This is a genomic window from Streptomyces sp. NPDC004721 (assembly GCF_053601495.1).
The window spans coordinates 1-14,028 of record NZ_JBSGBZ010000061.1; the positions used below are offsets into that span (position 1 = coordinate 1).

Below are 14,028 nucleotides of genomic sequence, written 5' to 3' on the forward strand. Positions count from 1 at the left end.
TCCCGGCGTTGCTGCATGTCACCTTGTGGGTGCATACCGTAGCCCCTCGGTCGAGCGTCATGTCCGCGAACCGAGAAAACGTCCGCGAGGAAAACTCCTGCCCCGGTGCGGCAGGCCGACGCCGGGGTCCTCGCGTCCCGAGAAGCTCCCGAGGACAGATCCGGCCAGGCGCAGGAAGATGGAATGTGGTGCGACGTGCCGAGCACGTCGTCATCACCGTTGTCGGGCAGCCACTTCCGTGCGGCCGTGAAAACAGTGTCGCAGCCCATCGCACACCAACCCGTTGCGCCGCCCAGGCGGTCGGGTCACATGCTTCCGCCGCCCCCTGCTCCACCGGATCGCCACCCGGAGGCAACCATGGGCCACGTTCTCGGTGACGTGCTGGGTTTCGCGGCCGCCGTCGCGGTCAGCCCGCTCCCGATCATCGCAATCATCCTCATACTCGCCACGCCTCGGGGACGTCTCAACGGAGTTCTCTTGGCCGTCGGCTGGATCCTGGGACTCTCGGCTCTGGGCGCGGTGATGCTGGCGATCGCTTCTCCCGCAGGCGCCTCCGCCCACGGTCAGCCGGCCACCTGGGTGGGAGTCCTCAAGCTCGCTCTGGGCGTGTTCCTCGTTCTCCTCGGCGCTCGGCAATGGCACCGGCGCCCGAAGGATCCCTCGCAAGCCCGACTGCCGAAGTGGATGGGCGCGATCGACCGTCTCACGCCGGTCAAGGTGTTCGCACTCGGACTGGCCTTGGCCGCGCTCAACGCCAAGAACGCCCCGCTGACCATCGCCGCGGGCGCCGCGATCGGCTCAGCTGGACTGCCGGTCGGGCAGCAGATCGCATCGCTGGCAATCTTCGTCCTGATCGCGACCCTCGGCCTGCTGGCTCCGTTGGGGGTCTTCCTCCTCGGGGGAGAGCGAGCCAAGACCACGCTCGGCGACTGGAAGGAGTGGGCAGCTCAGCACAATGCCGCCGTGATGGCCGTCCTGTTCTTCGTCCTCGGACTGAAGCTGCTCGGGGACAGCATCTCCATCCTCACCTCCTGATGCAGCCGAAGAGTCCACGGGCCTCTGTCGGCGGTTGCTGTACAGCAGCGGAGTACACGCAATGGCTGCCCAGCCGATAGTTCGGGATGAAGAGGTTGTGCCAGAGACGTGCCGGATCGTGCGGGGAACCACGGGGAATGGCGGGGACAAAGCCGCTGGCCTGGCAGGGCCCGTAGTGTCTCCTCCGCAGGTCAGTGGGGCTAGCGCCTCCTCAGGACCCCAGCTTCCCAAGCTGATGGTCCTGAGCGTCCGTTGACGGCTGCTGGTGCAAAGCGGAAGCGATGGCCCGTCAGACAGTCGTCGTGTGTCTGCCGCACGCCGGCGCACGCGATCAGTGTGCTGCCGTCTTCGGGGGTTTGGTCATGGGACCGAGGTCAGGGCGGAGGGGCGGGGTGGGCGAACGGATGTTCGCCTGTGCCGGGCCGGGGTCATCCGGTGGTCATCCGGGGCGGTGGCCGTTCTCCAGTTCCGCCGTGCCCGTGCCGTCGGTCAGGACGTCGAGGGCGGTCAGGACGCGGCGGCCCAGGGCGCCCGGCAGGTGGGCGGCGAGTGCGTCGCGGGCGACCAGGCGCCAGGACAGTAGCTCCTCCTCCTGGAGGCGGATCGCCTTGAGGTCGTCGTCCGTGAGGACCCCGCCGTCGTAGAGGTACGCCACCAGCGGAGGCCGTGCGGTGCCGGGCACCCAGTCCACGACGAGCAGCCGCCCCGGCTCGCGGTCGAGCCCGATCTCCTCCAGCGTCTCGCGGCGCGCGCCCTGGCGCGGGGTCTCCCCGTCGTCGGACTCGACGGTGCCGCCGGGCAGCGTCCACCCGTCCCGGTAGTTCGGCTCGACGAGAAGCACCTGGCCGTCCGCGTCACGGAAGACGCAGGCGGCAGCGGCGAGGACCCGGGGAAGGCCGGCGATGTACGTGGCGTAGTCCGCGGTGGTCATCCAAAAAGGGTAACGAGCCTCGTGACAACCGGTGCGACGCACCGCGTCGCCGGTCCCGCACCCGAGGCACCGGGACCGGCGTCCGGCGTGGTCACATCCGGGCGGCGACCTTGCGGGCCAGCTCCTCCAGGCGCCGGTCGTTGTCGGCCCGGTCCGCCACCACGGTCATCGCGACCCAGGTGCCCGACGTGCGGAACAGGAGCCCGAACGTCCCGTGGTCCTTGTCGTCGTAGGCGGTCGCCTCGTCGCCGATGCCGGAGAGCGGCTTGCGGTCGGCTGCCCGGAGCATGTCGTCCATGAACTGCTTGGCCTCGTCCCCCTGGATGGTGGACGCGATCGGCACCCCCTCGTGGGTGTATCTGCAGCCGCCCGGGGTGTCCTCGCTCTTCTTCCCCTCGACGGACGTGCCTCCCAGCTCCTGGGCCTCCTGAAGGGAGATGAGCGCGCACGGGTTCGCCGGGGCCTTCTTCGGCGGAGCGGAGGGATCGGCTCCCCCCTGTGAAGCGGTCGCGGAAGGCGCGGAGCCGGCGGTGGGCGCCTTCTCGCCGGAGCCGCCGCAGCCGGCCAGGCCGAGGACCGCGAGCAGGGTCGTGGACAGCAGGGCCGAACCTTGGCGCACACGGATGAGAGTCATGGCGTCCTCCTGGTTTCTGGGTTTCTGCGTTTCTGTCGACCGGCAGGGCTGGTGGGGCCGTTGCCGGACCAGGATCCCGGCTCGCGTGGCGAGAGTCCGGGTGTGGTGCGGATTGGTGACCGCAGTGTGTTCATGTTGTGGAGAAGTGCGAGAAGGGCGGACGGAACGCACCATGCCGTAGCGGGCGCCGGCGGGAACCAGGCGCTGTGGGTGCTGTCCTGTCAGGCGTCGAGGAGGGCCAGACGCAGGGTGCGTTCCGCCAGCTCGCTGACGTGGACGCCGTCGAAGCCGAAGACCGCGCTGCGGACCGTGTCCTCGAGGGGGTCCTTCCACTGGGCGGGGACGGCCGCAGCGCCCGTCATGACGCCGGCCACCGAGCCGGCCGTCGCGCCGTTCGAGTCGGTGTCCAGGCCGGCGCGGACGGTCAGCGCGATGGTGCGAGTGAAGTCGCCCCCGCCGTAGAGCAGGCCGGCCGTGATGACGGCGGCGTTCGGCACCGTGTGGATCCAGCCGAGACCGGCGGTCTCCTCCGCGAGCGTGTCGAGCGCGTCCTCCCAGGGCAGGCCGGCCTCGTGCAGGGCGAGGGCCCGGCGCACCGTGCGGGCCAGACGGCTGCCGGCCGGGATCACCGTCAGCGCGGTGTCGACGGCGGCGCGGACGGTCGGCGCGGTGAAGGCGGCCGCGATCAGTGCCGCCGCCCACATGGCCCCGTAGACGCCGTTGCCGGTGTGCGACAGGACCGCGTCGCGGCGGGCCAGCGAGGTGGCGCGGCTCGGGTCGCCGGGGCTGGTCCAGCCGTGGATGTCGGCGCGGATCAGGGCGCCGATCCACTCCTGGTACGGGTTGTCGTACGTGGCCGTCAGCGGCGGCTTGAGCCCGTTCGCGAGATTGCGGTACGCGACCCGCTCCGCGGTGAACGTCTGAAGGTACGGCAGGCGCCGCAGCCACAGCTCGCCGACCTGCTCGGTGGTGAAGTCGAAGCCGTGCGTCTCCAGGAGGTCCAGGCCCAGGATCGCGTAGTCGACGTCGTCGTCGCGGCAGCTGCCGTGGATGCGGCCGCGGACGCAGCTGCGCCACTCGGGGCGCAGCGGCGGGCCGTCGTCGCCGGCCGGCTCGGGCAGGTAGTCGGTGAGCGGCAGTGCGTCGGCCGCGCGCAGGTAGCGGTCGATGCGGTCGCGCGTCCACACGTCGCCCTGCTCCACCGGCTTGCCGAGCATGTTGCCGGCGATCCGGCCCAGCCAGCCGCCGAGGATACGGTCGGCGAGCGCTGGTCCGGTGCCCACGGCGGCGTCCACAGCGGTCATGGGAACCGGTCTACCGGATTCCGGGGGCGGCCGCTCGGGGTTCATCGGTACGTTCTCGGGGTCCACGGGCACGTCAGGGGCTTCTCAGGGTCCGGGCGGGGCATGACGGAGGGGGTGGTCGGCGGTTAAGGTCGCAGCGGCGCGACTGGCCCTGACGTGCGGGGCCCGGAGAGCAAGGGGATGTCAAGGTGGCGGACGCTGCAGTGCGAGGCACCCGGAGGGTGCTGGTTGCCGCGGACAAGTTCAAGGGCTCGCTGACGGCCGTGCAGGTCGCCGAGCGCGTGACGGCCGGGCTGCGCCGGGTCGTGCCGGACGTGGAGGTGGAGGCGCTGCCCGTCGCCGACGGCGGCGACGGGACCGTGGACGCGGCGGTCGCGGCCGGGTTCGAGCGCCGGGAGGTACGGGTCACGGGTCCCCTCGGGGACGAGGTGACGGCCGCGTTCGCGCTGCGCGGCGACACGGCGGTCGTGGAGATGGCCGAGGCCAGCGGGTTGCAGCGGCTGCCGGCCGGTGTGTTCGCGCCGCTCACGGCGTCCACGTACGGGTCCGGGGAGCTGCTGCGGGCCGCGCTGGACGCGGGGGCGCGCACGATCGTGTTCGGCGTCGGCGGGAGCGCGACGACGGACGGGGGCGCGGGGATGCTGGCCGCGCTCGGGGCGCGGTTCCTGGACGCGGACGGGGAGCCGATCCCGCCCGGCGGCGGGGGACTGGCGGAACTCGTCCGGGCGGACCTGACCGGGCTCGACCCGCGGCTCGCCGCGGTGGAGCTGGTGCTCGCCAGCGACGTCGACAATCCGCTGACCGGTCCGAAGGGTGCTCCGGCGGTCTACGGGCCGCAGAAGGGGGCCTCGGCGGAGGACGTGTCGACGCTGGACGCTGCGCTCGCGCACTTTGCGAAGGTGCTGGAGGGTGTGGGCGGGATCGGGAACCGGGCCGCCGAGTACGCGGCGTCGCCTGGGGCGGGTGCGGCGGGTGGTATCGGGTTCGGGGCGATGCTGCTCGGGGCACGCTTCCGGGCGGGGATCGAGGTCATGCTCGACGTGCTGGGGTTCGCCCCCGCGCTGGAGCGGGCCTCGCTGGTGATCACCGGTGAGGGCTCCCTGGACGAGCAGACGCTGCACGGGAAGGCTCCGGCCGGGGTCGCGGCGGCGGCGCGGGCGGCGGGCAAGGAGGTGGTCGCGGTGTGCGGGCGGCTGGCGCTGGAGCCGGAGGTTCTGGAGCGTGCCGGGATCCGGCGGGCGTATGCCCTGACCGAGGTCGAGCCGGACGTGGCCACGTGCATTGCGGATGCGGGGCGGATCCTTGAGCAGGTGGCTGAGCGGATCGGGCGCGACCGGCTGGGGTGACGGGCCGTCTTTGCGGGGGCCTGGCCGGCTGGGTGGGTGTTGGGGTGCCGTTCCCTGGGGTTCTGCCCCAGCCCCTGCCGGCCCGCCTGGCTGGGTGGGTGTGAGGGTGTCGTTCCCTGGGCTCTGCCCCGGCCCCTGCCGTGTGCGCCCCGGGTGCTTCTCCCACCCGCCCGCCCGACTCGGTGGGGCTCAGGTGACCGTCCCTGGGGCTTGGCCCCAGACCCCGCCGGGGCTTGGCCCCAGACCCCGCCGGGGCTTGGCCCCAGACCCCGCCGGGGCTTCGCCCCTGCACCCCGCCGGGGCTTCGCCCCTGCACCCCGCCGGGGCTTCGCCCCTGCACCCCGCCGGGGCTCCGCCCCGGATGCTTGGCCCACCCGCCCACCCGACCCGCTGGGGCTCAGGTGACCGTTCCTGGGGCTCCGCCCCAGACCCCCGCGGGGCTTCGCCCCTGCACCCCGCTCCTGCGCCTCGGCTGGGCATCGCCCCTTTCGCCCCACCTGCCCCAGCGCCCCTGCGGCCCCCGCCGCGACGTGCCCTCGCGGCCCCGGCTGGAATTCCCCTTGCACCTGCACCCCACCGGGGTCCTCAACGTCTCCCCGCGCCCTCGCACCCCAGGGGGCCCGGCGGTGGCCCGCAACACGGGAAGGGCCCCGAACCTCACGGTTCGGGGCCCTTCCCATTCGGCGGCCGCAGCGGAGCGCTACGGCTGGGCCGCCCGTGCCTCGCGGCGGTTGTCGCGGAAGTTGTTCACTCGGCGGGCCGTGGCGAACAGGGGGATCACCGCGCCCATGACGAGTTGCAGGGCGCAGCCGGTCTGGAGGAGGAGCTGGCCGCTCGGGGCGTCGAAGGCCCAGGCTGCCAGGAGGCCCATGGACAGGACGATCCAGGACAGCATGGCCACCGCCAGGCGGCCCCTCGGCTTCGGGTACTCCACTCGGCTCACCATCAGCCATGCCGTGCCGACGATCGCCAGCAGCGTCGCCACGAAGGGGAGCTCGAGGAGGACGATCGAGACCACCGTCAATGCGCCGAAGGGGGAGGGCATGCCCTGGAACATGCCGTCCTTCAGCGTGACGCAGGAGAATCTCGCGAGCCGGAGGACCACCGCCAGCAGGACCACGATCGCGCCGAGGGCCGCCACCCTCTGGTGGGCGTCGTCCGCGACCATGCCGTACACGAGGACGAAGTACGCCGGGGCCAGGCCGAAGCTGATCAGGTCGGAGAGGTTGTCCAGTTCCGCGCCCATGGGGGAGGAGCGCAGCTTCCTCGCGACCAGGCCGTCGAACAGGTCGAAGACCGCCGCGCACAGCATCAGGATGACCGCCGTGGCAGCGCTGTGTCGGGCCATGCCGGCCGACTCGTCGTTGCCGGTCAGGTGCGGGATCAGGATGCCGGTGGTGGTGAAGTACACCGCCATGAAGCCGCAGGTCGCGTTGCCCAGGGTGAGGGTGTCCGCTATCGACAGGCGCAACGAGAGGGGCATCTCCTCCTCTTCGTCCACCTCGTCCCCCTCCGGCACCCAGCCGGCCTGGGTCTCGGGATCAATGACGGTCAATGCGAGTCACCCCAGCCACGGTCTTCTGGCCGACCTCGACCGCGACGTCCACACCCTCGGGCAGGTACAGGTCGACGCGCGAACCGAAACGGATCAGACCGATCCGCTCGCCCTGCTCGACCTTGGTGCCGGACGGGATGTAGGGGACGATGCGGCGGGCCACCGCGCCGGCGATCTGGACCATCTCGATGTCGCCGAGCTCGGTGTCGAAGTGCCAGACGACCCGCTCGTTGTTCTCGCTCTCCTTGTTGAAGGCCGGAACGAACCCGCCGGGGACGTGCTCGACCGAGGTGACCGTGCCGGAGAGCGGGGCGCGGTTGACATGGACGTTCAGCGGGCTCATGAAGATCGCGACGCGGGTGCGGCCGTCCTTCCACGGCATGATGCTCTGCACCACACCGTCGGCGGGCGAGATGACCCGGCCCTGGGCGATCTCGCGCTCGGGGTCGCGGAAGAACCACAGCATCCCCGCCGCCAGCGCGGTGGCGGGAACGGCTACGGCCTTGGCTGCACCCGAGCGGCGGGCGCGCAGAAGGCTGACGGCTGCGGTGGCGACGGTCGGAAGAAGCCACGGCGATGCTCCGCGCGCAAGGCGTACGCCGGCCAGGCTGTCACGATGTGCAGAGGTTTGGCTGTGGGGCATGGATGACCTTCGTAGCGGATGATGCCGCGCTTTCGACGGGGGACGGCGGCTTTCCGCGATCGTAGCGGTTAAGGGCCACAACTGGGTAAGCCGAGCTGCCGAGTCGGCAGCCGAACACCGTTGACGGGGTGTGATCTTCTTCTCGAAGAAAACACCCCGTAGTCGGACATTCAGCCCTGGAACCGATACTCTTCGAGCAGCCTGCGACCGATGATCATTTTCTGGATCTCGGCGGTGCCTTCACCGATGAGCAGCATGGGTGCCTCACGGTACAGGCGCTCGATCTCGTACTCCTTGGAGAAGCCGTAGCCGCCGTGGATGCGGAAGGCGTCCTCCACGACCTCCTTGCAGTACTCGGAGGCCAGGTACTTCGCCATGCCGGCCTCGAGGTCGTTGCGCTCGCCCGAGTCCTTCTTGCGGGCCGCGTTCACCATCATGGCGTGGGCGGCCTCGACCTTGGTGGCCATCTCCGCCAGCTTGAACTGGATGGCCTGGTGCTGGGCGATCGGCTTGCCGAAGGTGTGGCGCTGCTGGGCGTAGGCCACGCCCAGCTCGAAGGCGCGCTGGGCCACGCCGCAGCCCCGGGCCGCCACGTTCACCCGGCCGACCTCGACGCCGTCCATCATCTGGTAGAAGCCGCGGCCGGTGGTGCCGCCGAGGACCCGGTCGGCCGGGACGCGCAGCCCGTCCATGATCAGCTCGGTGGTGTCGACGCCCTTGTAGCCCATCTTGTCGATCTTGCCGGGGATGGTCAGTCCGGGGCGGACCTCGCCGAAGCCGGGCTCCTTCTCCACCAGGAAGGTCGTCATGGACTTGTGGGGCGCGGTGCCCTCGGGGTGGCCCTCGTCACTTCTGACCAGGACCGCCACGAGTGACGACGTACCGCCGTTCGTCAGCCACATCTTCTGGCCGGTCAGGACGTACTCGTCGCCGTCCTTCACCGCCTTCGACGTGATCGCCGACACATCGGAGCCCAGGCCGGGCTCCGACATCGAGAAGGCGCCGCGGACGTCGCCGGCCGCCATTCGGGGCAGGAAGTGGTCCTTCTGCTCCTGCGTGCCGTGCTGCTTGAGCATGTACGCGACGATGAAGTGCGTGTTGATGATGCCGGACACCGACATCCAGCCGCGGGCGATCTCCTCCACGCACAGTGCGTACGTCAGCAGCGACTCGCCCAGGCCCCCGTACTCCTCGGGGATCATCAGACCGAACAGGCCCAGTTCCCTCAGGCCGTCCACGATCGCTTGCGGGTACTCGTCGCGGTGCTCCAGCTCGGTCGCGACCGGGATGATCTCCTTGTCGACAAAGTCCCGGACGGTGGAGACGATCTCCTGCTGCACGTCCGTCAGACCGGCGGTCTGGGCGAGTCGGGCCATGGCCTACTTCCCCTGCTCCCTGGGTTCCGAATTGGGTGTGCCGCCCCGCAGGGGCGTCGTTTGAGGGTGGTGGTGGGAGACGGGCGGGCGGCCCGGCTGTTCGCCGCCGCGCTCCTTGGTGTACGTCTCGGTCGGCACCATCACCTTGCGCCGGAAGGTGCACACCAGCGTGCCGTCCTGCTTGTAGCCCCTGGTCTCGACATGGACGATGCCGCGGTCGCTCTTCGACTTCGACGGCCACTTGTCGAGCACGGTCGTCTCGCCGTAGACCGTGTCGCCGTGGAAGGTGGGCGCCACGTGCTTGAGCGACTCGATCTCCAGGTTGGCGATGGCCTTGCCGGAGACGTCCGGGACGGACATGCCCAGCAGGAGGGAGTAGATGTAGTTGCCCACGACGACGTTCTTGCCGAAGTCGGTCGTCTTCTCGGCGTAGTTGGCGTCCATGTGGAGCGGGTGGTGGTTCATGGTCAGGAGGCAGAACAGGTGGTCGTCGTACTCCGTGACCGTCTTGCCCGGCCAGTGCTTGTAGACCGCCCCGACCTCGAACTCCTCGAAGGTCCGTCCGAACTGCATGTCGCTCAGCCCTCCGGGATCTCGAACGTGCTGGTGCGCCGCATGCCCGCCGCGCGGCCCTTGCCCGCGATGACCAGCGCCATCTTGCGGCTGGCCTCGTCGATCATCTCGTCGCCGAGCATCGCCGAGCCCTTCTTGCCGCCCGCCTCGGACGTGCAGTACTCGTACGCGTCCAGGATCAGTTCCGCGTGGTCGTAGTCCTCCTGGGACGGTGAGAAGACCTCGTTGGCGGCCTCCACCTGGCCGGGGTGCAGCACCCACTTGCCGTCGAAGCCGAGGGCGGCGGCCCGCCCCGCCACCTCGCGGAAGCCGTCGACGTTGCGGATCTGAAGGTAGGGGCCGTCGATCGCCTGGAGGTCGTTGGCGCGCGCGGCCATCAGGATCTTCATCAGGATGTAGTGGTAGGCGTCCGCCGGGTAGCCGGGCGGCTGCTCGCCGACGACGAGCGACTTCATGTTGATCGACGCCATGAAGTCGGCCGGGCCGAAGATGATCGTCTCGATGCGCTCGGAGGCCTGCGCGATCTCGTTGACGTTGTTCAGGCCCCGCGCGTTCTCGATCTGCGCCTCGATGCCGATGCGGCCCACCGCGAAGCCCATGGTCTTCTCGATCTGCGTCAGCAGCAGGTCGAGCGCGACGACCTGCTGGGCGTCCTGCACCTTCGGCAGCATGATGCAGTCCAGGTTCTGGCCCGCGCCCTCGACCACCGTCACGACGTCCCGGTACGTCCACTCGGTCGTCCAGTCGTTGACCCGGACCACCCTGGTCTTGCCCGTCCAGTCGCCCTCGTTGAGGAACTTGACGATGGTGTGCCGCGCCTCCGGCTTGGCGAGCGGTGCGCAGGCGTCCTCCAGGTCGAGGAACACCTGGTCGGCGGGCAGGCCCTGAGCCTTCTCCAGGAAACGGGGGTTCGAGCCCGGTACGGCCAGGCAGGAGCGCCGCGGACGCAGGCGGTCGACCTGGGGATCAGGAAGGGGCGCGGCGGAGCCGCTCGCTGAAGGGGTGGTGGCGGGCGACGGGCGGGCGGTCATGCGGGGACCTCCAGGGGTTCGAGCTTGTTCGCTTTCCGGATCTCGTCGACGATACGGCCGATGATCCCGGTGATGTCGAAGTCCTTCGGGGTGAAGACCGCGGCCACTCCCGCGGCCCTGAGCTGCTCGGCGTCACCGTTCGGAATGATCCCGCCGGCGATCACCGGGATGTCGGCCGCGCCGGCCTGGCGCAGCCGCTCCAGCACGTCGGGCACCAGCTGGGCGTGCGAGCCGGACAGGATGGACAGGCCGACCGCGTGCACGTCCTCGGCGAGGGCCGCGTCCACGATCTGCTCGGGGGTGAGCCGGATGCCCTGGTAGACCACCTCGAACCCGGCGTCGCGGGCTCGTACGGCGATCTGCTCGGCGCCGTTGGAGTGCCCGTCCAGGCCCGGCTTGCCGACCAGGAAGCGCAGCTTGCCCACGCCCAGGTCCCGAGCGGTGGCGTCCACCTTGCGCCGCACCTCGGACAGGGCCGAGCCCTCCTCGGCGGTCACGGCCACCGGAGCGGAGGACACCCCGGTCGGCGCCCGGAACTCGCCGAACACCTCGCGCAGGGCCCCGGCCCACTCGCCGGTCGTGACACCCGAGCGGGCGCACTCCAGCGTGGCCTCCATGAGGTTGCCGGAGCCCTTGGCCGCCTCCTTCAGCCGCTCCAGCGCCTTGCAGGGGCGCGGGTGGTTGAACGGCGGCTGATAGCGGGTGTCGCGCCAGTGCCGGAGCGAGGTGGTCACGCGGGCCTCGACGGCCGGGTCGACCGTCTGGATCGCGGTGTCCAGATCGGCGGTGAGCGGGTTCGGCTCGGTGCCCTCGAATATGTTGACGCCGACGATCTTCTCCCGGCCCGACTCGATCCGGGCCCGGCGCTCGGCGTGCGAGGCGACCAGCTGCGACTTCAGGTAACCGGACTCCACGGCGGTCATCGCGCCGCCCAGCTCCTGGATGTGCTCGATCTCGGCGAGGACCGCCTCGACCAGCTCCGCCACCTTCGACTCGACCACCTTCGAGCCCTCGAAGATGTCCTCGTACTCCAGCAGGTCGGACTCGTACGCCAGGACCTGCTGGATGCGCAGCGACCACTGCTGGTCCCAGGGCCGCGGCAGGCCGAGGGCCTCGTTCCAGGCCGGCAGCTGCACGGCACGCGCGCGTGCGTCCTTGGAGAGGGTGACGGCCAGCATCTCCAGGACGATCCGCTGGACGTTGTTCTCCGGCTGCGCCTCGGTCAGGCCGAGGGAGTTGACCTGGACGCCGTAGCGGAAGCGGCGGTGCCTGGGGTCCTCGATGCCGTACCGCTCGCGGGTGATCCGGTCCCAGACGCGGCCGAACGCCCGCATCTTGCACATCTCCTCGACGAAGCGGACACCCGCGTTCACGAAGAAGGAGATGCGGCCGACGACATCGCCCATGCGCTCCTGCGGCACCTGGCCGCTGTCGCGCACCGCGTCCAGGACGGCGATCGCGGTGGACATCGCGTACGCGATCTCCTGCACCGGCGTGGCGCCGGCCTCCTGGAGGTGGTAGCTGCAGATGTTGATCGGGTTCCACTTGGGCATGTGGGAGACCGTGTACGCGATCATGTCCGTGGTCAGCCGCAGGCTCGGGCCGGGCGGGAAGACATGGGTGCCGCGGGACAGGTACTCCTTGACGATGTCGTTCTGGGTCGTGCCCTGGAGCTTGGTGATGTCCGCGCCCTGCTCTTCGGCGACGACCTGGTAGAGCGCCAGCAGCCACATGGCCGTGGCGTTGATCGTCATCGAGGTGTTCGTCTGCTCCAGGGGGATGTCCTGGAACAGCCGGCGCATGTCGCCGAGGTGCGCGACCGGCACGCCGACCCGGCCGACCTCGCCGCGGGCGAGGACGTGGTCGGGGTCGTAGCCGGTCTGCGTCGGCAGGTCGAACGCCACCGACAGACCGGTCTGGCCCTTGGCGAGGTTGCGCCGGTACAGCTCGTTGGAGGCCTCGGCCGTGGAGTGGCCGGCGTAGGTGCGCATGAGCCACGGCCGGTCTCTGTCCGCGTGCGCCCGCGGTGTCTGACGCTCACTCATGTGCGCCTCTCAGATGTTCCGGAAGCGGTTGATGGCGTCGATGTGCCGGGCGCGCATCTCCTCGTCGCGCACGCCCATGCCCTCCTCGGGCGCCAGGCACAGCACGCCGACCTTGCCCTGGTGCAGGTTGCGGTGCACGTCGTACGCCGCCTGCCCGGTGTCCTCCAGGGAGTAGACCCGGGACAGCGTCGGGTGGATCTTGCCCTTGGCGATCAGGCGGTTGGCCTCCCAGGCCTCGCGGTAGTTGGCGAAGTGGGAGCCGATGATGCGCTTCAGGGACATCCACAGGTAGCGGTTGTCGTACTCGTGGGTGTAGCCCGAGGTGGAGGCGCAGGTGACGATGGTGCCGCCCTTGCGGGTGACGTACACGCTCGCGCCGAAGGTCTCGCGGCCGGGGTGCTCGAAGACGATGTCGACGTCCTCGCCGCCGGTGAGTTCGCGGATGCGCTGGCCGAAGCGCTTCCACTCCTTGGGGTCCTGGGTGTGCTCGTCCTTCCAGAACCGGTACCCCTCGGCGGTGCGGTCGATGATCGCCTCGGCGCCCATGGCGCGGCAGAGGTCCGCCTTCTGCTCGCTGGAGACGACGCAGACGGGGGTCGCGCCGCCGGCGAGGGCGAACTGCGTGGCGTAGCTGCCGAGTCCGCCGCTCGCGCCCCAGATGAGCACGTTGTCGCCCTGCTTCATGCCGGCGCCGTTGCGGGAGACCAGCTGGCGGTAGGCGGTGGAGTTGACCAGGCCGGGGGCGGCGGCCTCCTCCCAGCTCAGATGGCCGGGCTTGGGCATCAGCTGGTTGGACTTGACGAGCGCGATCTCGGCGAGGCCGCCGAAGTTTGTCTCGAAGCCCCAGATGCGCTGCTCCGGGTCGAGCATCGTGTCGTTGTGGCCGTCGCTCGACTCCAGCTCGACGGAGAGGCAGTGCGCGACGACCTCGTCACCGGGCTGCCAGGCGTTGACGCCGGGGCCGGTGCGCAGGACGACTCCGGCCAGGTCGGAGCCGATGACGTGGTACGGCAGGTCGTGGCGCCTGGTGAGTTCGCTGAGCCGGCCGTAGCGCTCCAGGAAGCCGAACGTCGACAGCGGTTCGAAGATCGAGGTCCACACCGAGTTGTAGTTGACCGAGGAGGCCATGACGGCCACCAGGGCCTCGCCCGGGCCCAGCTCGGGCAGCGGCACCTCGTCCAGGTGCAGGGACTTGCGCGGGTCCTTGTCGCGGGTGGCGAGCCCGTCGAACATCTCCGTCTCGTCCTTGTGCACGGTGATCGCGCGGTACGACTCGGGCAGTGGCAGGGCGGCGAAGTCGGCGGACGTGGCGTCCGGCGACTGGATCGCCCCCAGGATGTCCTTCACGGTCACGGTGTTGCCTCCGGCGTCGAGCGCCCTGAGGGAGGGGCGCTGAGGGTTACGTCGGTGCTGCTGAGGGGTGATGAGGAGGGCCGGCGGTACCGGCCGGGTGCCGTCGGTTCGGCGGGTGGGGCTTCGGCAGCGCTTTGTGGCGCGGGAGGTTGCCTGTGACGCAGGCGTCCGGGCGTGCGAGTCGCCATCGGCTCGCTGGGAC

Annotated in this window: 12 protein-coding genes; 2 read left to right on the plus strand and 10 right to left on the minus strand. The window is 70.5% G+C overall.

Annotated features, from left to right (window positions below; genetic code table 11):
- The first annotated feature begins 357 nt into the window (after positions 1-357).
- A complete protein-coding gene (locus tag ACWEK3_RS35330) occupies positions 358-1,035 on the plus strand; it encodes a GAP family protein (protein WP_450539733.1) in 678 nt (225 codons plus the stop codon).
- A gap of 439 nt (positions 1,036-1,474) precedes the next feature.
- Here ACWEK3_RS35330 and ACWEK3_RS35335 read toward each other — a convergent pair whose 3' ends face one another.
- The 3 genes from ACWEK3_RS35335 to ACWEK3_RS35345 all read right to left on the minus strand — a co-directional run bounded on the left by ACWEK3_RS35335 (position 1,475) and on the right by ACWEK3_RS35345 (position 3,904).
- A complete protein-coding gene (locus tag ACWEK3_RS35335; RefSeq protein WP_390724674.1) occupies positions 1,475-1,966 on the minus strand; it encodes an NUDIX domain-containing protein in 492 nt (163 codons plus the stop codon).
- A gap of 91 nt (positions 1,967-2,057) precedes the next feature.
- Positions 2,058-2,600 carry a DUF3558 family protein gene (locus ACWEK3_RS35340; protein WP_450539734.1) on the minus strand — a complete coding sequence of 181 codons (543 nt, stop codon included), beginning with the start codon at positions 2,598-2,600 and terminating at the stop codon, positions 2,058-2,060.
- A 221-nt stretch (positions 2,601-2,821) separates the two neighbouring features.
- Positions 2,822-3,904, minus strand: coding sequence for an ADP-ribosylglycohydrolase family protein (locus ACWEK3_RS35345; protein ID WP_453251561.1), 1,083 nt, complete (start codon positions 3,902-3,904; stop codon positions 2,822-2,824).
- Positions 3,905-4,107: 203 nt separating this feature from the next.
- On the opposite strand from ACWEK3_RS35345, the gene ACWEK3_RS35350 reads away from it, so the two are divergent.
- Positions 4,108-5,250 (plus strand): glycerate kinase, encoded by a 1,143-nt coding sequence (locus ACWEK3_RS35350; RefSeq protein WP_453251578.1) that lies wholly within the window; start codon positions 4,108-4,110, stop codon positions 5,248-5,250.
- Positions 5,251-5,950: 700 nt separating this feature from the next.
- On the opposite strand, the gene pssA is transcribed toward ACWEK3_RS35350, so the two are convergent.
- The 7 genes from pssA to ccrA form a co-directional block, all read right to left on the minus strand.
- Positions 5,951-6,769: a CDP-diacylglycerol--serine O-phosphatidyltransferase gene (gene pssA, locus ACWEK3_RS35355; protein WP_450539777.1), complete on the minus strand. Its 819-nt coding sequence runs from the start codon at positions 6,767-6,769 to the stop codon at positions 5,951-5,953.
- Positions 6,770-6,791: 22 nt separating this feature from the next.
- Positions 6,792-7,448 carry a phosphatidylserine decarboxylase gene (locus tag ACWEK3_RS35360; protein ID WP_281156604.1) on the minus strand — a complete coding sequence of 219 codons (657 nt, stop codon included), beginning with the start codon at positions 7,446-7,448 and terminating at the stop codon, positions 6,792-6,794.
- Positions 7,449-7,618: 170 nt separating this feature from the next.
- A complete protein-coding gene (locus tag ACWEK3_RS35365) occupies positions 7,619-8,824 on the minus strand; it encodes an acyl-CoA dehydrogenase family protein (RefSeq protein ID WP_453251562.1) in 1,206 nt (401 codons plus the stop codon).
- Between the two features lie 3 nt (positions 8,825-8,827).
- A complete protein-coding gene (locus ACWEK3_RS35370; RefSeq protein ID WP_450539740.1) occupies positions 8,828-9,397 on the minus strand; it encodes a MaoC family dehydratase in 570 nt (189 codons plus the stop codon).
- A gap of 5 nt (positions 9,398-9,402) precedes the next feature.
- Entirely contained in the window at positions 9,403-10,428 is a 1,026-nt protein-coding gene (locus tag ACWEK3_RS35375) for an HpcH/HpaI aldolase/citrate lyase family protein (protein WP_453251563.1), read from the minus strand.
- Positions 10,425-12,473 (minus strand): protein meaA, encoded by a 2,049-nt coding sequence (locus tag ACWEK3_RS35380; protein ID WP_453251564.1) that lies wholly within the window; start codon positions 12,471-12,473, stop codon positions 10,425-10,427. Before ACWEK3_RS35380 ends, ACWEK3_RS35375 begins: the two co-directional genes overlap by 4 nt.
- A 9-nt stretch (positions 12,474-12,482) precedes the next feature.
- A complete protein-coding gene (ccrA, locus tag ACWEK3_RS35385) occupies positions 12,483-13,820 on the minus strand; it encodes a crotonyl-CoA carboxylase/reductase (protein WP_453251579.1) in 1,338 nt (445 codons plus the stop codon).
- Positions 13,821-14,028: the final 208 nt, after the last annotated feature.